The organism is Bradyrhizobium sp. AUGA SZCCT0222 (genome assembly GCF_018130205.1).
Classification (GTDB): domain Bacteria; phylum Pseudomonadota; class Alphaproteobacteria; order Rhizobiales; family Xanthobacteraceae; genus Bradyrhizobium.
Map to the genome: position 1 here is coordinate 15,579 of NZ_JAFCLX010000036.1, position 18,979 is coordinate 34,557.

Consider the following 18,979-nt stretch of genomic DNA (forward strand, 5'->3'; position numbering starts at 1 on the left):
TGTGATCATTGCCACGTCGTAAAGAGACCCCGTCGCAACGCCCGGAAGTTATGGAGGCGCCAATTGCGATCGATGGAGGTCGCGATGCCAACAGGACATGGAATGCAAGGCGGCCCGTCCGACATCCGCCGGGCCTCGCCAGCCGAGTTTCTCTTGCTGACAGAGCGGATCGCCCGAGAGGCGCGGACCGCTCGGGCCGCGGCGATCGGTGACGCTGTCGTTCGAACGTTCACGGGGGCAGTGCGCGGCGTGCGCGTGCTGGTGTCGGTGGTCCGCACCGCGTTCGCCTTGCGCGACACCCTCATGCCGGCGCGTGGAGGCAGCCGAACGCACCATCCCAATCACCATCAGTGACCCCGACGCCACCACCGGCGCAAACTCCGAAAGAGACGCGACCATGCTGATCACCATCATGAAGCCGGCTCGGCTCAACACAGGCTCTCTTGCCGCGGACGCCTTTCGTGCCCTGCGAACGGTCTGCGCCAGACTTTGGCGTTGGCGGCAGCAGCGGCTGGCGGCCTCGGAGCTGCACAGCCTGAGCGACTACTCGCTGAGAGATATCGGTATCGCGAGAAGCTACATCGACGAACAGGTACGCCTTTCGGCCACGCGCTACGCGCGGCCGACCAAGTCAACCGGACTGATCTGAGTTCTCATCGCCGCAGCCGCTTAACCCCTGGAACGGAGAAACCACCATGCCCAAGGCTTACTGGATCGTGCGTGTCAGCGTTCATCAGCCAGCGCAATACCCGGATTATCTCGCCGCAGCGCGTCCGGCTTTCGAAAAATTCGGCGCCCGGTTTGTCGTACGCGGCGGCGCGTTCGAACTGATGGAGGGACAGGCGCGGGAACGCAACGTCGTCGTCGAGTTCGCCGATTTCGCGACGGCGACCGCCTGCTACCGCAGCGACGAATATCAGAAGGCAAAGGCGGTCCGCCAGGCGAACGCGGATGCCGACTTCATCATCATCGAGGGCGCCACCTAGACGATTTCGCGCGCACGCAAATCTGCGATCGCGGCCGCATCGTAGCCGAGCGAGGCCAGCACCTCGTCGGTATGGGCGCTGAGTTCGGGCGCCATGCGGTCGAGCTTGCCACCGCCATGGGCGAGCTGAAATCCGCTGCCGGCGAAACGAAGCCGGCCATAGGGCGTGTCGATCTCCTGAATGGCGGCGCGCGCCGCGATCTGCGGATGATCGATCACTTCCTCGACCTTCCAGATGCTGGCGCAGGGCGCGCCGGCCGCTTCCAGGATCGTCTCCCACTCGCGCGGATCTTTCTTCGACAGGGCGTCCTCGATGATGGCTCGTAGCGCCGGCTCGTTTTCCTGCCGCGCGAACCAGTCGACGAAGCGCGGGTCCTCCAGCGCATCAGCGCGGCCGAGCGCCTTCATCAGCGACTGGTATTGCTTCTCGCTGTTGACGGCGAGCAGCAAATATCCTTCGCCGGCCTTGAACAGATTGGCGGTCGGCCGGCGGCTGACGGCCTGGTTGCCGGAGAGTTGCTGGCGATGGCCGGCGACCGCGTAATCCGCCACCTGACCTGAAAGAAACGCCAGCGTCGCCTCCAGCATGGAGACATCGACCATCTGCCCCTTGCCGGTGTGGGTACGCTGGAACAGCGCGCTGGAGACACCGAACGCCGCGGTCGAACCGGACAACACGTCGCAGACCGCAAAGCCGGCGCGGGTCGGTCCGGTCTCGGCGTGGCCCGTAATGGACATGATGCCCGACAGCGCCTGGATCTTGCCGTCATAGCCGGCGCCGAGCCGCGCCGGACCGGTCTGGCCAAAACCCGAAATCGCGCAATAGATCAGCCGCGGGTTGATCGCCGCGAGCGCCGCATAACCGATGCCGAGCTTGTCCATCACGCCGGGACGGAAATTCTCCATCACCACGTCGGCTTGCGCCGCGAGCTGCTTGACGATCGCGATCGCTTCCGGCTTTTGCAGGTCGAGCGTCAAGCTGCGCTTGTTGCCGTTGACCGCCTGCCAGCCCGGCGCAAGTCCGCGCTCGGCCCATTCGCGGCTCAGCGGCGTGCGGCGCATGTCCTCGCCCTCGCGCCGCTCCACCTTGATGACGTCGGCGCCGAGCAGCGCGAGCTGGTAGCTCGCATAGGGGCCGGCCAGCACCTGCGTGAAGTCGAGAATCTTCACGCCTTCGAACGGTCGGGTCAATTCAGTTTCCTCCGGAGGACTTGATTGAAGGATCCTTCAACCGACAAAGCCCGTCATTGCGAGGAGCCCTTGCGACGAAGCAATCCATTCTTTCTTTACGCGGCGAGATGGATTGCTTCGCTTCGCTCGCAATGACGAACGCGAGCGCCGCAGGCACCGCCTCACGCCGCGCGGTTGCCGCGCGCGATTTCTTTCTGCTTGTCGAACTCGGCGCGGCGCCGGGCCAGTTCTTCCGGGCTCATCTGCGCGATGTTGTTGTAGTCGAGCTTCCAGGAGGCATCGTCGCTCCAGCGCAGCGGCGATTGCATCGTGGTGCGCGCGCCGGACGCGGTTTCCAGAACACGCAGCGCCAGTTCGAGCGTCTGCGCCTGCGAGGCCACATCCTGCGGCTTGCCGGCGGAGTTGCCGAGCGGGAAATCCGAGAACAGGAAGCGCGGCACGGCGGCGTGTTCGACGATGTCCTTGGCGCAGCCCATCACCACGGTGGCGATGCCATTGGCTTCGAGATGGCGCGCGACCAATGCCGAGGTCTGGTGGCACACCGGGCAGTTCGGCACCAGCACGGCGACATCGACCTTGTCGGCGAGGCAACGCTCAAGAATCTCCGGCGCGTCGGTATCGATGGTGACGCGATGGCTGCGATTGGTCGGCGCGCCGAAGAAGCGCGGCGCCACCTCGCCGATCCGCCCCGCGGCTTGCGCCTTCAGAAGCTGCGGCAGTGGAAACCAGGTGCCACTGTCGGTTGCCGACGTGTGCTTGCGGTCATAGCCGATATGCGAGATCCGCAGATCGTGCTGTTTCGAAGTATCGCCGTCATACACCGTGTAGAATTTCGCGCCGCCATTATACGCCGCACCCGGGCCCTGATCGCCCTTGGTGGGGTCATATTGCGCGGCGGTCGTAACGATGGTCACCCGCGATTGCGCCAGCGGCTTTTTCAGCGGCTGGAATGGCGCATCGACATAATGCGCCCAGCGGTAGGGCGTGGTGTAGCCGATCGCCGCGTAATAATCGCGGGTCCGCTGCATATAGGGGACCGCAGCATCGTAGTCGGGCGCAAAGCCCAGTTGATCGTCGGACGGGCCGGACATTGTTGTGTCTCCTTACGTTTCCCCAAGCGTTGGGCCCAAGCTAATGAGTGTCCGGCTATTCCTCAACAGCGGATATTCGATGCCGGTGTCGCAAAATCGGGGCCTCAGACCCCTGCGACCTGCGACCAGATCTCGGCGAGCTTGCGCCTGAACGCCTGCATGCGCGTCAGGGGCACGGCCACTTCGTCTTCCTCGGGCAGCCGCAGGCCGATGACATTGACCCGGCCGCCGCTGATGCTGCGCGCGACCAGGACGATGGGATCCAGCACCAGCTCGGCGCCTTCCTTTGGCGCGTGGTCGAGGTGGATGTCGAAATGATCCGCCAGCGTCAACTTGGCCTGCTCTTCACCGACCGCAACGCCGTAGATCGCAGCGAGTTCGCCCAGCGTGTGCTCGCCCGACACCGTGAAATCGCCGAGCAGATGCGGATCGGGCGCCGAGCTCGGCGCCATGTCGACAAAGAACCGGTCCAGCGCCTCGGCCTTTTCCGGCGGCGCCAGCAGATAGATGTAGTCGCCGGGCGCGATCGGATCGGCCTCGATGGGCGATAGGATCCGCTCGTCGCGGATCACCAGCGTCGGCTTCGACCAGGACGGAATCAGCCCGCGCCGGAAATACAGGCTCTTGGAGCGCACGGGATAGCCGACCAGTTGCTGCTCGAGCTGGCCGGGCAGATCGAGCTCGACGCGGCGCGGACCACGGTCCGCGCGGGGCAACGCCACATGCAGCAGCCGCGCCGCCGGCGCCAGTGTCCAGCCCTGCAGCAGCAGCGAGATGAAGACGACGACAAAGGCGACGTCGAAATAGAGATAGGCTTTCGACAGCCCCACCAGCATCGGGATCGACGCCAGGAAGATCGCCACCGCGCCGCGCAAGCCGGTCCAGGCAATGAAGAGCTTTTCGCGCCAGTTGAAGCGAAACGGCGCGAGGCAGAGAAACACCGCCAGCGGCCGCGCCAGCAGCATCAGCACCAGCGCCACCAGCACGGCCGGACCGATGCTGCTCACCAGCCGCTGCGGTGACACCAGCAGGCCGAGCATGACGAACATCACGATCTGCGCCAGCCAGGTCGCGGCATCGAGGAACGTCACCACCGAATTATGCGCGCGCGTCGGCCGATTGCCGATGATGATGCCGGCGAGATAGACCGCGAGAAAGCCGCTGGCGTGCGCGATCTGCGCCGCCCCGAAGATCACCAGCGCCGCGGTGGCGACAAAGGGCGCATGCAGGCCTTGCGGCAGCGCCACGCGGTTGAGCCCCACCACCACCAGGCGGCCACCGATCACGCCGACGACGGCGCCGAGCCCGGCTTCACGGATGAATTCCAGCGCGATATGCACGGCCGAGCTTTGACCGAGCGAAATGTACTGGACCAGCATCAGCGTGAGGAAGACCGCGAAGGGATCGTTGGTGCCGGATTCGGCTTCCAGCGTCGCACCGACCCGGGGGCGCAGCCGCAGGCCCTGCGCATGCACCAGCAGGAACACCGCCGCCGCATCGGTCGAGGCGACGACGGCGCCGACCAGCAGCGACTCGCTCCAGTTGAGATCGAGCACGTATTTGGCGAACGGCGCCGTGACCAGGGCGGTGAGCAACACGCCGACCGTCGCCAGCACGGTGGACGGCGCCAGCACCGCGCGGATGCTTTGAAACCGCGTCTTCAGACCGCCGTCGAACAGGATCAGCGCCAGCGCCACCGATCCCACCAGATAGGTCGAGCGCACGTCGTCGAAGCTCAGCTGGCCGGGCCCGGAATCGCCCGCCAGCATGCCGATCAGCAGGAAGACCAGCAGCAACGGCGCGCCAAAGCGCAGCGCCAGCAGGCTCGAGAGAATTCCGGCCATTATCAGGACGGCTCCGAGCAAAATCGCCAGACTTACTGAATCGAGAGAAGCCATAAATGTAGGGAAGCCTCGAATCTAGAGAAGATTTGCAGCTCTGCAACGTTGGGCAAATACTTGCAATTGCATCCTTATCGTCGCCACAGTTGAACGCCAACCCATTTCTCCAAGATAGCGGCAATGTGCCCGGTTTATCGGCCTGACTTGCCCTTGCGGACGTCTCGTATCGATGGCATCCGCAGCGGGCTTGTGGGAATCTGCCAGCGCTTCGAATCAATTTTGCATGATGGGGCAGCTTGATAAGCAAGCTGGCCCCGAACGAGATTTTGCCGATGGATCCGAAAGAGATTATCGAGTTGCTGCACACCACCGCGCGGTCGCTCGGCGCGGAGGTCACCTCGCCCTGGTTCTATCTGCAGTTTGGCCTGATCCTCGCCGGCGCAGGCATCGCCTATGCGAGCGACGCGGCCATTCGTTCGCGCGTCGACATGACCTCGTTCGCGATGGGCTTGCCGCTGCCGCTCAGGCACTTCGCCCGCGTGCTGGTCTTCAGCGCCTCCACCGCGGTGTTCGCCGTTCTGATGATCGCCGCCCGCATCACGATGTACCATTCGACCTGGCCGAGCCGCAGCTATCTGCTGGCGGTCTGCGCCAAGCTGGCGCTGGCCTGGCTGGTCATTCGCCTGGTGACGTCGGTCATTCGCAACGAGTTCATCGTCCGCCTGGTGTCGCTGTCGGCATGGCTGGTCGCGGCGCTCAGTGTCGTCGGCCAGCTCCAACCGACCCTGGACTTGCTGGATTCGGATGCGGCCTCGATCGTGCTCGGCGGATTACGGCTGACGCCGCTGGTCCTGATCAAGCTCGGCGCCCTCTTGATCGTGGCGCTGTGGCTGACCAACATCGCCAGCAATTTCGTCGAAAGCCGCATCACCCGCTCCGCGGACCTGACGCCGTCGATCCAGGTGCTGCTGGTGAAGATGATCCGGATGGGCCTGATGGTGCTGGCGATCATCATCGCGCTCAGCGCCGTCGGCATCAACTTGTCCGCGCTCGCGGTATTCTCCGGTGCGGTCGGCGTCGGTATCGGTATCGGCCTGCAGAAGATCGTCGCCAACTTCATCTCGGGTATCATCCTGCTGGCGGACAAATCCGTAAAACCCGGCGATCTCGTCACCATCGGCGACAGCTCGGGCCGGATCAGCGCGATGAAGACGCGCTACATTTCGGTCGCCGCCGGCGACGGCCGCGAATTCCTGATCCCGAACGAGGATCTGGTGACCCAGAAGGTCGTGAACTGGACCTATACCGACAAGAACACGCTGGTGAAGGTGCTGTTCGGCACCAATTACGACGCCGATCCGCGGCTGGTCTGCAAGCTGGCCGTCGAGATCGCCGCGGCCGCGCCCCGCGCCATCAAGAACAAGCCGCCGAACTGCATCCTGACCGAATTCGCCGAGGCCGGGATGAAATTCTCCCTGACCTTCTGGATCGCCGACCCCGACGGCATGGACACCGTGAAGAGCGACGTGATGCTGGCGCTGTGGGACGCCTTCAAGCGCGAGGGCATCCGGGTTCCCTATCCGGTGCGTGAAATCCGGGTCCGGGGCGGCGCGCTGCCGGTCGAATCCGTGGTTGAGGTTTCCAGCTGAAATCAAGCGTTTAGATGCCCCCCAGCCCACCAACCTTGGCTTGCACTGCTGGCTGCGATCATTAAATTAGGCGGCAAATCAACCTTTGACGCCCTCAATTCCGAAGCATGACCCGCCCATGAGCTATATCGAAGCAACAGATACCTCCTTGCGAAAGACCGGACAGATCAAGCTGCATGGCGCGAGCGGTTTCGCCGGCATGCGCAAGGCAGGCGCCCTGGTCGCCAAATGCCTCGACGAGCTCACCGACATTGTCAAGGAAGGCATTCCTACCTCGCGGATCGATGAATTCGTCCGCGATTTTGCTTTCAGCCACGGCGCCTACCCGGCGACGCTGATGTATCGCGGCTACCGCTATTCGACCTGCACCTCGATCAATCACGTGGTCTGCCACGGCATGCCCGGCGATCGCGCGCTGAAGGAAGGCGACATCGTCAATATCGACGTCACCTTCATCGTCGACGGCTGGTACGGCGATTCCAGCCGCATGTATGTAATCGGCCCGATCGCCCGCAAGGCCGAGCGGCTGATCGAGGTCACCTATGAGGCGATGATGCGCGGCATCGCCGCCGTAAAACCCGGCGCCACCACCGGCGACATCGGCCACGCCATCCAGAGCTTTGTGGAGCCGCAAGGCATGAGCGTGGTGCGCGATTTCTGCGGCCACGGTCTGGGACGCATGTTCCACGACGAACCGAACATCATCCATATCGGCCGGCCCGGCGAAGGCGTGGCGCTCAAGCCCGGCATGTTCTTCACCATCGAGCCGATGATCAATCTCGGCAAGCCGCATGTGAAGATCCTGTCCGACGGCTGGACCGCTGTCACGCGCGACCGCTCGCTGTCGGCGCAGTTCGAGCATTCAGTCGGCGTAACCGCTGATGGCGTCGAGATCTTCACGCTGTCGCAACGCCACGCCGAGAAGCCTCTGGCCAAGGCGTAATTGGGTTACGGTATAATTGGGTTGCTGCTTGAATTCCGATCGAGCCCAACCTTCTGAAGCATACCTTGATCGCGGTGAGTTGCCACGAGGACGACGGCCAAAGGCCCTAGTTGCAAATCGTTCTCAATACAAATCCGGCCATCCGCTCTCCTGCGGCAAGATGCCGGTCTCCTAACTTGAATCCTTGCGGAATACGCCGCGCGCGACGGGGTAGAACTCGACGCGGACGCTCTCAGTCGGGGCCTCCGACGGGCGATCAACCAAGGGAGCAAGAACAATGTTCGAGATTTCACGCAGAGATCTGATTCTCGGAAGCACGGGGGCCGCGCTCGTTTTCGGCCTCAAGGGACCGGTTTCGTTCATCGATGCGGCGCACGCGCAGCGCGCCGCGGACAGCCTCAAATACAAGGTCGGGGATATCGAGGTCTTCAGCCTGCATGAGGGATCCGTCGAGCGCACCGTCACTGAAGCGATGGTCAAGAATGCCTCACTCGACGACGTCAAGAAGGCGCTGAGCGCGGCGGGCATCGGGCCTGACAAGATCGACAACCCCTTTACCGTCACGGCGATCCGGACCGGCGGCAAGGTCGTGCTGTTCGATACCGGCTTTGGCGGCAACGGTCCGGCCACGGTCGGCAAACTCGCCGACAACATGAAGGCCGCCGGCCTCGATCCCGCGACCGTCTCCACGGTGGTGATCTCGCATTTCCATGGCGACCACATCTCCGGCCTGTGGGTGAAGGAGACGAGCGCGCCGGTGTTCCCGAACGCGGAAATCATGATGCCCGAGGTCGAGTTCAAGTACTGGACCGATCCGGCGCTGGTGGAGAAGGTGCCGGAAGCCAACCGTCCGATGGTCAAGCGCATCCAGGCGACGTTCCCGACCTGGAAGAACGTCAAGCAATATAACGACGGCGCCGACCTCGCGCCCGGCGTCAAGGCGATCGCCACGCCTGGCCACACCGTCGGACACATGTCCTTCCTGGTCGCCTCCGGCGGACAGCAGCTCTATATCCAGAGCGACGTCACCGGCATGCACCAGCTGTTCGTCAGGAACCCCGGCTGGTTCTCCAGCTTCGATGCAGACGGGCCGCAAGCGGAAGCCACGCGCCGCGCTTTCTTCGATCGCGTCATTGCCGAAAAGGGCATGATCGCCGGCTATCATTTCGGCTTCCCGAATGTCGGCACGCTGTCGAAGGATGGTAATGGCTATGCGTTCGCGGCCGTGAAGGCCTGATCGCGGGCTGGTCCGAAACAAGGGAAAGGCGCCGCATGTCGTGCGGCGCCTTTTCTCTATCCGAAATCCGCCACCGCCCCGCACTTCAGAGTTGCAAAAGCTGGCCGGCGCGGCATGCTTGACGCCGATGCCCGCCAAGCCGCGCGACCCAAATCCCGAACCCGACGAAACGCCGCATTACCACGGCCATCGCGAGCGGCTGCGCGAGCGCTTCTACAGCGCCGGGCCGGACGCGCTCAGCGATTATGAGCTGCTCGAGATGGCGCTATTCCCCGCCCTGCCCCGGCGCGACACCAAGCCGCTGGCCAAACTGCTGCTGAAGAAGTTCGGCTCCTTTGCCGAGGTCGTCCACGCGCCGGAAGGGCGCCTGCGCGAAGTCGATGGCATCGGCGATGCGTCCGTCCACCAGATCAAGCTGCTCGCGGCCGCCGCGAGCCGGGTGGCAAAAGGCGAGATCAAGCGCAGCATCGCGCTGTCGTCCTGGAACGACGTGATCGGCTATTGCCGCAGCAGCATGGCATTCGCCGACAAGGAACAGTTTCGCCTGCTGTTCCTCGACAAACGCAACCAGCTGATTGCGGACGAGGTGCAGCAGACCGGCACCGTCGACCACACCCCGGTCTATCCGCGCGAGGTGATCAAGCGCGCGCTGGAATTATCCGCGACCGCGCTGATCCTGGTGCACAACCACCCCTCCGGCGATCCGACGCCCTCGCAGGCGGACATCCAGATGACCAAGGCAATCGTCGACATCGCCGCCCCGCTCGGCATCTCCGTGCACGACCACATCATCGTCGGCAAGAACGGGCACTCGAGCTTGAAGGGGATGCGGTTGATCTGAGCCCGCAAGCTCGCCGCGATGCGTCATGTCGTCAGCTCGTAGCGTTCCCCTATTGCGCGAGCGCGCCGCGTTGCTCCGATGGTCCCGGATTGAGCACCGCGCCGCTGACTTTGCCGGCGGCGTCTCTGACGAAGGCGATCCGCGTATGATCGCCTCTCTCGACCTGGAATTCATCCTTTGAGCGGACCGCCACCGGCACAGGCTGGCCCTTGTCGAAATCAAGGATCGACCAAGTGCCCGTTGCTTCAACAACAAGCCTGCCGTCGGCGACGCGGACCTGAAGCTCGACACTGTGCGACGGCGCCGCTTCCCGGGCAAAAGCGATCACGAGTGGATCGGTCTGCTTCTGACGGATGATCTTGAGCTTGATCGGGGCGTTGAACGGACCTGAAATCCGTCGAAAAGCTGCTTCCAGGGCCAGGCCCTTGATCGACCGGTCGTCGATCGCGGTGATGAGATCTCCCGCCATCACGCCGGCTCTCGCGGCGGGGCCCCCGTCGGCCGGCTTCATCACCCTCAGGCCATCCGCCTCTGCGACAACGGACTCAAGACCAGTCCAGCCGTTACCATCGACAACAAGCGAGGTCTGTTTGTCCAATGAACTTGCGGATCCGCCGAAGTCGTAGCGTCCGGCATATTCCGTAAGCTCGCGCGCATTTAATTGCGTTGACGCGGCAGACGCGGAAACTTCCGGAACCTTCAACGCCGCATAGGGTAGACGGCGAACCGCGTTGAAATAGAAACCGTTCTCACTGTGCTGGCGTCGCTGCATCATCATGACAAGGATCAGCTTCTGGGCCGGGTCGACCGAGAAGAACGTGCCCCAGCTTCCCTGCCAGTTGAAGCTGCCGACAGATCCCGGGATCAGGCTGAAATCCGGGTTGGTGCGAACGGCGAAGCCGAGCCCCCACCCCGTCCCAAGCGCTGGACCGGCTTCGTGTCCTGCGAGGTGGATGTCCGATGGCAGCGAATTTGTCGTCATCAGCCGGACCGTTTCGGGTTTCAAAATACGCGCACCATCAAGCTCACCGCCGTTGAGCAGCATCTGGCAGAAGCGCAGGAAGTCCGGCACCGTCGAAACGATCCCGCCACCACCCGAAAAGAACGTTTGCGGCTTGCCGACGTCGCCATCCGTCAGCGGTAAGGGCTGCGCGCCCGGCAGGGCGACGAGGCGGGAGAGTTTATCTTCCGGCACGTGGAAGCCGGTATCGACCATATGGAGCGGCGCGAACAGGCGACTTTGCAGAAACTGCTCGAATGGCTGGCCCGACACGACTTCAATGACACGTCCGAGAACATCATATCCCAAAGAATATTCCCAGACTTCGCCCGGCTGGTGCAGAAGCGGGAGTGTGCCGAGGCTCGCGACGAAGGGGGCGATGGACTTGTCGCGTCGGAACGGCGCCCTGACCCCGTAAAGCGCGTGTATTGCCGCATTGCCAAATCCGGGATCGGCATAGTCGGGCCCTGCATAGACGAGGCCGGACGTGTTACGCAGAAGATCGCGGATGGTCATCGCCCTCCTGGCCGGTTCAATCTCGATCAGGATTGCATCTCCGGTCGCCGGATCCTTCTTGACGACCTGCATATCCCTGAGCTCCGGCAGATATTGCGCCACGGGAGCGTCGAGCTCGAGCTTGCCGTCATCAACCAGGATCATGGTGGCGACGCTGGTGATCTGCTTGGACATCGAGCCGATGCGAAAGATCGAATCCGGCCGCATCGGAATTTTATTGTCGTGGTCCGCAAAGCCGGTGGGCTGTAAATAAGCGAGCTTGCCGCCGCGGGCGATCGCCACGACAAAACCGGAGGGATCGCCCTTCTTGGTCTGCGACTCGAACCAGGAGGTCATGCGCGCCAACCGCCGCGCCGAAAAGCCTGTAATGTCCGGATCGCCGACGGCCTGCAAATCGTCGGCAAGCGCCGCACCCGCCAGACAGAGTGTGAGCGCGGCCGCGCATGATGCCTGGATGATTTTCATTGGGGAGCCTTTCAGACGATCCCAAACCGGGATTCCCATACTTCGCCCGGAGAGCCTGCCCGATCGTTTTGGTTCCTTCTCGCCAAACCCTGAAATGCGGTTAGCCGATTTCTCAGTCCGGCTTGCCGATTCCTGAACTGGCGTGCGCCTTTGGCGGCATCGAAGCCTTTTTCGCCATGGCAAGCTGCCGGAATTCGGTTGGCGTCAGGTCGGTGGCTGCCTTGAACGCGCGGTTGAATGGCCCGATCGACTGGAAGCCGGTGTCCATGGCGATCGTCAATACCGGCACCTCCTTCTGTCCGGGGTCGGCCAAAGCCGCTTTGGCTTCCTCGATCCGATAGCGATTGAGGAACGCATTGAAATTGCGATGACCCAGGCCCTCGTTAATGAGTTGCCGCAGCCGGTATTCCGGCACGGCGAGCTCGGCGGATAGCACCCCAATGGTCAATCCCTCGCGCCGATAGGCGCGATCGACCATCATCAACTGCTGCAGCCGGCGCAACAAGGCCGGCTCGATGACGGGAGACTTGGTCTCCGCTTCCGATGCGACGGCGCTGATATCGCCGAGGATACCCGTCGTCGGGAGAGGCCGGGAGCCCTCCGGCATTCCGACCGCCCGCAACAGACTCCAGCCGTAGAGGCCCATCAGCACGCAGAGGCCGAAAGCTTTGCCGACGCTCGCTATCGACGCATCGAAAGCAAATAGCGACGGAAAAATGTTCAGTAAGGTCACAATGGCGATGTAGACCGTCGCTCCGATCAGGACGACCAGCCGCTGCCGCCGCCGTCCTTCCACCATGTCCGCTCGCCATGTCGCAAGCGTCTGCGCCACGGCCAATAGAGCGAGGCCAAGAGACACGACCTGCACCGCACGGTCGAGCGCCTGTCCGGGCTTGGGCCACCCGATGGCCCCGCCGGCGACCAGCACTTCGGTGCCGGCCATCGCGACCCACAAGGCGCCGTGCCAGCGCCGCAGCACGAAGTCGTCATCGAAGGCCGCACGCGCCCAAAGCCAGAACAGGACCGCGCTACCGGCCGCCAACGCCAGCAGAACCAGACTCCACCATTGCCAGGGCCGCGGAAAATTCGGCGCCGAACATATTGCGGAAGCGGCGGCGCTGATCGCGACCGCCGCGCCGAGGCGTGCGACCGTGCTGTCACGGAGATCCCGCAGTCCCACGGCCGCGATCAGCAACGCCAAACCTGCCGCCGCGCCACGAAGACCGAGGTCGATCGACAAGAGACCGCTGCTGCCCACGACCGAAAACACTCCGGATGATTTTCTCGATGCAACGCCTTACGTGTCTCGCCCGTTACTCAAGCTGCGCCGACCGAACATTGCACATCATCGTTCAATCCGCCAAGCGGGCGCGAAACGCAGAATCGTGATCGAATATGATCGTCACGAACGGCCACCCATCTCATTTCCGGCATCCGGCCCAAATTGTGATGCGGGCCCTTGCCAGCCGCAGGCCAAGCTCTAAGCTTTGATGCGATTGCGACCGCCGCGATGGCGACACGAGGGGCCGATGAACCAGGAGGAGTTGCTCGCCCTGATCGACCAGATCTATGGCGCGGCGGCGGATATCGACCGCTGGCCCGCGGTGCTGCAGACCATCGCCGATGCGTTTGGCGCCGGCGATGCCTCGCTCAGTGCGGTCTCGCAGCGGGACGTCCCGTGGCTGGTGGCTCCCCGCACCGACCCGTCGTTCCTGCAAAGCTATGGCGCATACTACCACCCGCTCAATCTGTTCTGGCAGCGGGCGGCGAGCCTGCCGGTCGGGACTGTTGTGACAGACCGCATGGTGCTGCCCAAGGAGACGCTGCGTTCCAGCCCGTTCTTCAACGAATGGTCGCGGCCGCAAGGGTATCTCTCGGTGATGGGAGCAACGCTGCTGGCCGACGACGACTGGCGCGTCGAATTCGTCGTTCCCGGCAAACACGAATTCGGGCCGGCGCAGCTGAAGCTTTATGAGGCGATTGCGCCGCATTTGAAACGGGCGGTGCAGCTCAACCATCGCCTGCAGACCCTGGCGCTCGATCGCCATTATTCCTTCGCCGCGCTCGACAGCATCGGTCAGGGCGTGCTCGTCGTCGATTTCAGGGCGCGCGTCCTGTTTGCCAACCGGGCCTGCGACAGCGCGTTCGCCGATGGCCTGCGGCTCGACGACGGCGTGCTTTGCGGCGCCTCCTCGGCAGAGACGGCCCGTTTGCATCTGGCGATTGCGGCCAGCGCGCAGGCGGACGAAAGCGACATGCGCGACTCGGTTGGCATCTCGCGCGGTGCGTTCAAGAGCGCGCTTTCGCTGCTGGTCATTCCGCTGCGATCCGAGATCGAAGCGATGGCAAGACATGACCGGGCGGCGATCATTTTCATCACTGATCCCGACCATGTGGTGCTGCCGGACGACAAGCAATTGCAGAAGAAGTTCGGGCTTACGCCGGCGGAAGTCGGGCTGATTCACGAATTAATCCAGGGCAGCAGCCTTCAAACCGCCGCTGACCGGCTCGGCATCAAGATTGCGACGGCGCGGACCCATCTACATCGCATCTTTGCAAAGACCGGCACGACGCGTCAGGCCGAACTCATGCGTCTGATGCTGACCAGGGAGCATTGGTCCCGGCCGGGCAGGAACTAATTCACCAGCAAAACTTCGCCGACACGATCGATGTCATATCCGGCTAGTTCTGTCGCATGCTCGCGGAACGCCGCCGATCGCAGGAAGCCGAACAGGCGCTGCGGCCCGGGCAGGAAGTAATCGCGCTGCCGCAGCACCAGATCGAAATTTTCCCATGTCAGTGGCAGGAATTCGAGCGCGGCGGCGAGCGCGACCGACCGTGTCGCGATCCCGCAATCGGCGCGGCCGGAACGCACCGCCTGCGCGATGTCGGTTCCGGTCGGGCAAGCCGGCTTCAACAAGCTGACATCATGCGCTGCGAGGCCGGCGCGGGCCAGCAGCGCGAGCAGCAGCAGTTGCGCGCCGGCGCCGAGCGGACGCTGCGCCATGCGCGCGCCGGTCCGCGCCACCGAGGCGATATCGCTCAGCCCGAGTGGATTGCCCGGCGCGACCAGGATGCCTTGCTCGCGCCGCGCAAACGAGATCACGACGGCATCGTGCAACCCCGGTGCGCCGGCAACGGTTGCGATATTGACCTGCGCGTCATCTCCATCGCCTCCTTGGGCGTGCAAATGGATCGCCGTGGCCATTACCTCGCCGCGCGTCAGCCGCCGCAATCCCTCTTCGCTTCCTTCCGGCAGGCTCGCCAGACCGCAGCCGCTCTCGCGCAGCGCCCATTCCAGCAGGGGATCATGACTGCCGCCAAGGATCGGGGGTGCGGCGACATGGCTGAGCGCCGCCGGCGCGATCAGGCCGGCCGTCACCCAGCGGTCAAGCGCCGCGCGCGGAAACAGCCACCGTCCCGTCACCTTGGTGCACGGCACCGCGCCTTGCGCGACCAGCTCATAGAGCTTGCGCTCGGACAGACGCAGGTAGATCGCGGCCTCGTCGGTGGTGAGCAGATCGGCCATGGCAAACAAGCACAGACATGCATGAATATGAACAGATTACGAAGTTTGACCATAACCGCGGCTTCTGCACAAGATGCGCGGAGGGATGGATGTCGATGCCGGGCGATGTTTCTGCGCTTCAACTGGTGCTGACCGGTGACCCAGCGCTGCTGGCCATCGTGCGGCTGTCGTTGATCGTGAGCCTTTCCGCCGTCGTCCTTGCCGCCCTGATTGCGGTCCCCTTCGGGGCAGCGCTGGCACTGATCCAGTTTCCCGGCCGTCAGGCCGTCATCATCGTGCTCAACGCGCTGATGGGCCTGCCGCCGGTGGTGGTCGGGCTGGCGGTTTTCCTGGCGCTGTCGCGTGCGGGTCCGCTCGGCTCATGGGGCCTGCTGTTCACGCCGAAGGCGATGATCATCGCACAAACGGTGCTGGTGGCCCCGATCATCGCGGCCCTCACGCGCCAGACCATCGAAGATCTCTGGCTCGAATACCGCGACGAACTCACCGCGATGAATGTCGGCCCGGTCGGCCGGGTGGCGACGCTGATCTGGGATGCGCGCTTCAGCCTCGTCACCGCGCTGCTTGCCGGGTTTGGCCGGGCAGCGGCCGAGGTCGGCGCCATCATCATTGTTGGTGGCAATATCGACGGCTTCACCCGCACCATGACGACCGCAATCGCCCTGGAAACGTCCAAGGGCGACCTGCCGCTGGCCGTCGGACTTGGCATGGTGCTGATCGCGATCGTGGTCGCGGTCAACGCGCTCGCCTGGACCGCCCGGCGCGCGGGCGAGCGAATGGCGGGGTGACCATGCGCGCGCCAATTTCAGACCTGCCGATCAGGTTCGAGAACGTCACCGTCGCCGCCGGGGCGGTGACCATCCTTGGCGGCATCACGCTTTCGCTGAACCCGGGAGCGCCGACCATCCTGATCGGCCCAAACGGTTCGGGAAAAAGCACGGTTTTGCGCACGGCGATGGGACTGGTGCGGCCATCACAGGGGCGCGTGACGTGGGGAGGACGGGAAGATGTCCCGCCGACGCGGCGTGCCATCGTGCTGCAGCGCCCGGCCATGCTGCGGCGTAGCGCAAGCGGCAATATCCGCTACGCCCTGCGCGCGTCGGGCGTCGGACGGACGGAGCAGCAAAGCCGGATCGATGAGTTGCTGGCACTGGTTGGCCTCGGGCAACTGGCGGATCGTCCCGCGCGGCGGCTGTCGGGCGGCGAACAGCAGCGGCTTGCGCTGGCGCGCGCGCTCGCCCGCGATCCCGCCATCCTTTTTCTGGACGAGCCGACCGCGAGCCTCGATCCCGCCGCCACCAAGGCGATCGAGGACATCGTCCACGCGGTGAGCCAGCGCGGCATCAAAATCGTCATGGCGACTCATGACCTCGGCGAAGCCCGGCGGCTGGCGGGCGACATCGTCATGCTTCACCGCGGCCGCGTGATCGAAACCGGCCCGGCCGCCTCGTTCTTCAACACACCACAAACCGGCGAAGCGAAAACGTTCATCGCCGGCGAACTGCTCGTTTGACTGATCTTTGGGAGGACATGACATGTTTACTCGCCGCTTGCTGATGGCGATCGCCGTCAGCGTCGTTTTCGCAACCACTGCTTTCGCGCAGGACAAATCGATCCTGGTGGCCTCGACCACCTCGACGCAGGATTCCGGCCTGTTCGGTCACCTGCTCCCGATGTTCAAGGCCAAGACGGGCATCGACGTGAAGGTGGTTGCACAGGGCACCGGCCAGGCGATCGATACCGGCCGCCGAGGCGACGCCGACGTGCTGTTCGTCCACGCCAAGGCGGCGGAAGAAAAATTCCTCAGCGAAGGCTTTGGCGTCAAGCGTTACCCTGTCATGTACAACGACTTCGTCCTGGTCGGCCCGAAAAGCGATCCTGCAGGCATCAAGGGGTCAAAGGACATCGTCGCCGCGTTCAAGACGCTCAAGGACAAGGGCATCGACTTCATTTCGCGCGGCGACAAGTCCGGCACGCACCAGGCCGAGCTCAATCTCTGGAAGGTCGCCGGCATCGACATCGCGGCGGACAAGGGCCCATGGTACAAGGAGATCGGCCAGGGCATGGGCGCCGCGCTCAACACCGCGGCAGCTTCAAACGCCTATGTGCTGACCGATCGCGCCACCTGGCTTTCGTTCAAGAACAAGGGCGAACTTGTCATCGAGGTCGAGGGCGACAAGCGGCTGTTCAACCAGTATGGCGTCATGCTGGTGAATCCGGCGAAGCATCCGGACGTCAAGAAGGAATTCGGCCAGCAATTCATCGACTGGCTGGTTTCGGCCGAAGGCCAGAAGGCGATCGCCGATTTCAAGATCAACGGCGAGCAGCTGTTCTATCCCAATGCCAGCGATCCGGGCGCCTGATGCGCATTCGCCCTTTTGCAAGCCTTGCGGTTCTCGCGTTGATGTCAGCACCAGCCATTGCGGAGGATCTGGTGCTGCTTCATGCCGCCGGCAGCTTGCGTGGCGCGCTGACCGACGTTGCGGCAAGTTTCGAGGCCGCAACCGGGACCAAGGTGAAGGCAAAGTTCGGCGCATCCGGTTTGCTGAAGGACGAGATCGCCGGCGGCGCCAGGGCTGAAGTGTTCGCTTCCGCCAACATGGAGCACCCGCGCGCATTGGCGCTCGCCAAACGCAGCGGCCCGGTGGTGCTGTTCGCGCGCAACAAGCTGTGCGCGCTGGTGAGGCCGGGGCTCGCAATCGAGCCCGCGACGCTGCTCGACCGGATGCTCGACGCCGGGATCAAGCTCGGCACCTCGACGCCGCGCGCCGACCCGTCAGGCGACTATGCCTGGGAAGTGTTTCGCAAGGCCGACAAGATCAAACCCGGCGCCTACGCCCTGCTCGACAAGAAAGCGCTGCAGCTCACCGGTGGGCCGACCAGCCCCCCGGCACCTCCAGACCGCTCGATCTATGGCAATTTGCTCGCACAGGGCGCCGCCGACATCTTCCTGACCTATTGCACCGGCGCGCTGGCGGCGCAGAAGGAAAATCCGGAGCAGCAGATCGTCGCTCTTCCCGACGCGCTGGCGGTCGGCGCCGACTACGGACTGACCGTGATCAACGACGCGTCGGCGCCCGCCTACAAATTCGCGCTGTTCATTCTTTCGACCGAGGGCCAGCAGCTGCTCGCCAAGCACGGATTTGCGGCGCCGGGCGCGGCGCCATAGGGGATGGATTGAACATGCGCCGCATCGGCCTGCTCGGCATCACGTTCCTTGCGATGCTCACACAAGCGAGCGCGGCCGATGACGGCTGCGAAAAATTCGCGTGGTCGCTGGCGCGTGAACGCGCATGGTTTACGGCATCCGACAAAACGAGCGTCGCGTCCGGCGCAACGCTCGCAGCATTTCCGAAGGCAGCCATTGCAATTAGTCTGCGGCCGGCCGGTGAGGCCGTATTCGAAATGCCGCCGGAGCGAAAGCCGCGGATCGAACGATGGTTTGGCGGCTCCGTTCGATTTCCGGCGACCGAGCGGCCAGGCATCTATCAGGTGACCCTCTCGGAGGACGCGTGGATCGACATCGTCCAGGACGGACGCTATGCACGCTCCGTCGGCAGCACCGGGCGAAGCGATTGCCCGGGATTGCGCAAGAGCCTGCGCCTGGAGCTTGGTACCACCCCGTTCACGCTGCAGGTCAGCGGCGTCCCGTCGGATGCGATCGTCATCGCGATCAGCCCGAGCGAATAGT

19 protein-coding genes are annotated in these 18,979 nt (G+C 63.9%); 13 read left to right on the forward strand and 6 right to left on the reverse strand.

Annotation, left to right across the window (positions count from 1 at the left end; genetic code table 11):
- Nucleotides 1-84 precede the first annotated feature (84 nt).
- From JQ629_RS26345 to JQ629_RS26355, 3 genes are read left to right on the forward strand one after another with little or no spacing between them, the layout of a single operon-like run.
- Nucleotides 85-354, forward strand: coding sequence for a hypothetical protein (locus tag JQ629_RS26345; protein WP_212415111.1), 270 nt, complete (start codon nucleotides 85-87; stop codon nucleotides 352-354).
- Between the two features lie 43 nt (nucleotides 355-397).
- Nucleotides 398-649, forward strand: a complete 252-nt coding sequence (locus JQ629_RS26350) for a DUF1127 domain-containing protein (RefSeq protein WP_212415112.1) — start codon at nucleotides 398-400, stop codon at nucleotides 647-649.
- 46 nt (nucleotides 650-695) lie between these two features.
- Nucleotides 696-986: a DUF1330 domain-containing protein gene (locus JQ629_RS26355; RefSeq protein WP_212415113.1), complete on the forward strand. Its 291-nt coding sequence runs from the start codon at nucleotides 696-698 to the stop codon at nucleotides 984-986.
- On the opposite strand, the gene JQ629_RS26360 is transcribed toward JQ629_RS26355, so the two are convergent.
- The 3 genes from JQ629_RS26360 to JQ629_RS26370 all read right to left on the reverse strand — a co-directional run bounded on the left by JQ629_RS26360 (nucleotide 983) and on the right by JQ629_RS26370 (nucleotide 5,165).
- Nucleotides 983-2,176 (reverse strand): CaiB/BaiF CoA transferase family protein, encoded by a 1,194-nt coding sequence (locus JQ629_RS26360; RefSeq protein ID WP_212415114.1) that lies wholly within the window; start codon nucleotides 2,174-2,176, stop codon nucleotides 983-985. The two genes, JQ629_RS26355 and JQ629_RS26360, sit on opposite strands and share 4 nt — an antisense overlap.
- A 161-nt stretch (nucleotides 2,177-2,337) precedes the next feature.
- On the reverse strand, nucleotides 2,338-3,267 hold the full coding sequence (locus tag JQ629_RS26365; RefSeq protein WP_212415115.1) for a glycine/sarcosine/betaine reductase selenoprotein B family protein: 930 nt from the start codon (nucleotides 3,265-3,267) through the stop codon (nucleotides 2,338-2,340).
- Nucleotides 3,268-3,371: 104 nt separating this feature from the next.
- Nucleotides 3,372-5,165: a potassium/proton antiporter gene (locus JQ629_RS26370; protein WP_212415116.1), complete on the reverse strand. Its 1,794-nt coding sequence runs from the start codon at nucleotides 5,163-5,165 to the stop codon at nucleotides 3,372-3,374.
- A 275-nt stretch (nucleotides 5,166-5,440) separates the two neighbouring features.
- On the opposite strand from JQ629_RS26370, the gene JQ629_RS26375 reads away from it, so the two are divergent.
- The 4 genes from JQ629_RS26375 (at nucleotide 5,441) to radC (ending at nucleotide 9,778) form a co-directional block, all read left to right on the forward strand.
- Nucleotides 5,441-6,757, forward strand: coding sequence for a mechanosensitive ion channel family protein (locus JQ629_RS26375; protein ID WP_212415117.1), 1,317 nt, complete (start codon nucleotides 5,441-5,443; stop codon nucleotides 6,755-6,757).
- A 118-nt stretch (nucleotides 6,758-6,875) separates the two neighbouring features.
- A complete protein-coding gene (gene map / locus JQ629_RS26380) occupies nucleotides 6,876-7,700 on the forward strand; it encodes a type I methionyl aminopeptidase (RefSeq protein ID WP_211998364.1) in 825 nt (274 codons plus the stop codon).
- A 277-nt stretch (nucleotides 7,701-7,977) separates the two neighbouring features.
- Nucleotides 7,978-8,937, forward strand: coding sequence for an MBL fold metallo-hydrolase (locus JQ629_RS26385; RefSeq protein ID WP_212415118.1), 960 nt, complete (start codon nucleotides 7,978-7,980; stop codon nucleotides 8,935-8,937).
- A 127-nt stretch (nucleotides 8,938-9,064) separates the two neighbouring features.
- Nucleotides 9,065-9,778, forward strand: a complete 714-nt coding sequence (gene radC, locus JQ629_RS26390; RefSeq protein WP_212415156.1) for a RadC family protein — start codon at nucleotides 9,065-9,067, stop codon at nucleotides 9,776-9,778.
- 49 nt (nucleotides 9,779-9,827) lie between these two features.
- Here radC and JQ629_RS26395 read toward each other — a convergent pair whose 3' ends face one another.
- Together JQ629_RS26395 and JQ629_RS26400 are read right to left on the reverse strand one after the other, a co-directional pair.
- A complete protein-coding gene (locus JQ629_RS26395) occupies nucleotides 9,828-11,798 on the reverse strand; it encodes a serine hydrolase (RefSeq protein WP_349631324.1) in 1,971 nt (656 codons plus the stop codon).
- A gap of 73 nt (nucleotides 11,799-11,871) precedes the next feature.
- A complete protein-coding gene (locus tag JQ629_RS26400) occupies nucleotides 11,872-13,029 on the reverse strand; it encodes a helix-turn-helix domain-containing protein (RefSeq protein WP_349631325.1) in 1,158 nt (385 codons plus the stop codon).
- 259 nt (nucleotides 13,030-13,288) lie between these two features.
- On the opposite strand from JQ629_RS26400, the gene JQ629_RS26405 reads away from it, so the two are divergent.
- On the forward strand, nucleotides 13,289-14,398 hold the full coding sequence (locus JQ629_RS26405; RefSeq protein WP_212415120.1) for a helix-turn-helix transcriptional regulator: 1,110 nt from the start codon (nucleotides 13,289-13,291) through the stop codon (nucleotides 14,396-14,398).
- On the opposite strand, the gene JQ629_RS26410 is transcribed toward JQ629_RS26405, so the two are convergent.
- Nucleotides 14,395-15,288 (reverse strand): substrate-binding domain-containing protein, encoded by an 894-nt coding sequence (locus JQ629_RS26410; RefSeq protein ID WP_212415121.1) that lies wholly within the window; start codon nucleotides 15,286-15,288, stop codon nucleotides 14,395-14,397. The genes JQ629_RS26405 and JQ629_RS26410 overlap by 4 nt on opposite strands.
- A gap of 95 nt (nucleotides 15,289-15,383) precedes the next feature.
- Between JQ629_RS26410 and JQ629_RS26415 the strand changes: the two genes are divergently transcribed.
- The 5 genes from JQ629_RS26415 to JQ629_RS26435 are packed head-to-tail and all read left to right on the forward strand — an operon-like array spanning nucleotide 15,384 to nucleotide 18,978.
- On the forward strand, nucleotides 15,384-16,076 hold the full coding sequence (locus tag JQ629_RS26415) for an ABC transporter permease (protein ID WP_212415158.1): 693 nt from the start codon (nucleotides 15,384-15,386) through the stop codon (nucleotides 16,074-16,076).
- A gap of 2 nt (nucleotides 16,077-16,078) precedes the next feature.
- Complete coding sequence (locus JQ629_RS26420; RefSeq protein WP_212415122.1) at nucleotides 16,079-16,801, forward strand: ABC transporter ATP-binding protein; 723 nt, start codon at nucleotides 16,079-16,081, stop codon at nucleotides 16,799-16,801.
- Nucleotides 16,802-16,823: 22 nt separating this feature from the next.
- Entirely contained in the window at nucleotides 16,824-17,651 is an 828-nt protein-coding gene (locus JQ629_RS26425; RefSeq protein WP_212415123.1) for an extracellular solute-binding protein, read from the forward strand.
- Entirely contained in the window at nucleotides 17,651-18,457 is an 807-nt protein-coding gene (locus JQ629_RS26430) for a molybdate ABC transporter substrate-binding protein (RefSeq protein WP_283815957.1), read from the forward strand. The genes JQ629_RS26425 and JQ629_RS26430 overlap by 1 nt, the downstream gene beginning before the upstream one ends.
- A 14-nt stretch (nucleotides 18,458-18,471) precedes the next feature.
- Nucleotides 18,472-18,978: a hypothetical protein gene (locus JQ629_RS26435; RefSeq protein WP_212415125.1), complete on the forward strand. Its 507-nt coding sequence runs from the start codon at nucleotides 18,472-18,474 to the stop codon at nucleotides 18,976-18,978.
- Nucleotide 18,979 lies beyond the last annotated feature (1 nt).

Coding starts and splice junctions, on each gene's coding strand:
- JQ629_RS26345 (WP_212415111.1), top strand. CDS start 85: ATGCCAACAGGACATGGAATGCAAGGCGGCCCGTCCGACATCCGCCGG.
- JQ629_RS26350 (WP_212415112.1), top strand. CDS start 398: ATGCTGATCACCATCATGAAGCCGGCTCGGCTCAACACAGGCTCTCTT.
- JQ629_RS26355 (WP_212415113.1), top strand. CDS start 696: ATGCCCAAGGCTTACTGGATCGTGCGTGTCAGCGTTCATCAGCCAGCG.
- JQ629_RS26365 (WP_212415115.1), bottom strand. CDS start 3,267: ATGTCCGGCCCGTCCGACGATCAACTGGGCTTTGCGCCCGACTACGAT.
- JQ629_RS26370 (WP_212415116.1), bottom strand. CDS start 5,165: ATGGCTTCTCTCGATTCAGTAAGTCTGGCGATTTTGCTCGGAGCCGTC.
- JQ629_RS26375 (WP_212415117.1), top strand. CDS start 5,441: ATGGATCCGAAAGAGATTATCGAGTTGCTGCACACCACCGCGCGGTCG.
- map (WP_211998364.1), top strand. CDS start 6,876: ATGAGCTATATCGAAGCAACAGATACCTCCTTGCGAAAGACCGGACAG.
- JQ629_RS26385 (WP_212415118.1), top strand. CDS start 7,978: ATGTTCGAGATTTCACGCAGAGATCTGATTCTCGGAAGCACGGGGGCC.
- radC (WP_212415156.1), top strand. CDS start 9,065: ATGCCCGCCAAGCCGCGCGACCCAAATCCCGAACCCGACGAAACGCCG.
- JQ629_RS26395 (WP_349631324.1), bottom strand. CDS start 11,798: ATGGGAATCCCGGTTTGGGATCGTCTGAAAGGCTCCCCAATGAAAATC.
- JQ629_RS26405 (WP_212415120.1), top strand. CDS start 13,289: ATGAACCAGGAGGAGTTGCTCGCCCTGATCGACCAGATCTATGGCGCG.
- JQ629_RS26410 (WP_212415121.1), bottom strand. CDS start 15,288: ATGGCCGATCTGCTCACCACCGACGAGGCCGCGATCTACCTGCGTCTG.
- JQ629_RS26415 (WP_212415158.1), top strand. CDS start 15,384: ATGCCGGGCGATGTTTCTGCGCTTCAACTGGTGCTGACCGGTGACCCA.
- JQ629_RS26420 (WP_212415122.1), top strand. CDS start 16,079: ATGCGCGCGCCAATTTCAGACCTGCCGATCAGGTTCGAGAACGTCACC.
- JQ629_RS26425 (WP_212415123.1), top strand. CDS start 16,824: ATGTTTACTCGCCGCTTGCTGATGGCGATCGCCGTCAGCGTCGTTTTC.
- JQ629_RS26430 (WP_283815957.1), top strand. CDS start 17,651: ATGCGCATTCGCCCTTTTGCAAGCCTTGCGGTTCTCGCGTTGATGTCA.
- JQ629_RS26435 (WP_212415125.1), top strand. CDS start 18,472: ATGCGCCGCATCGGCCTGCTCGGCATCACGTTCCTTGCGATGCTCACA.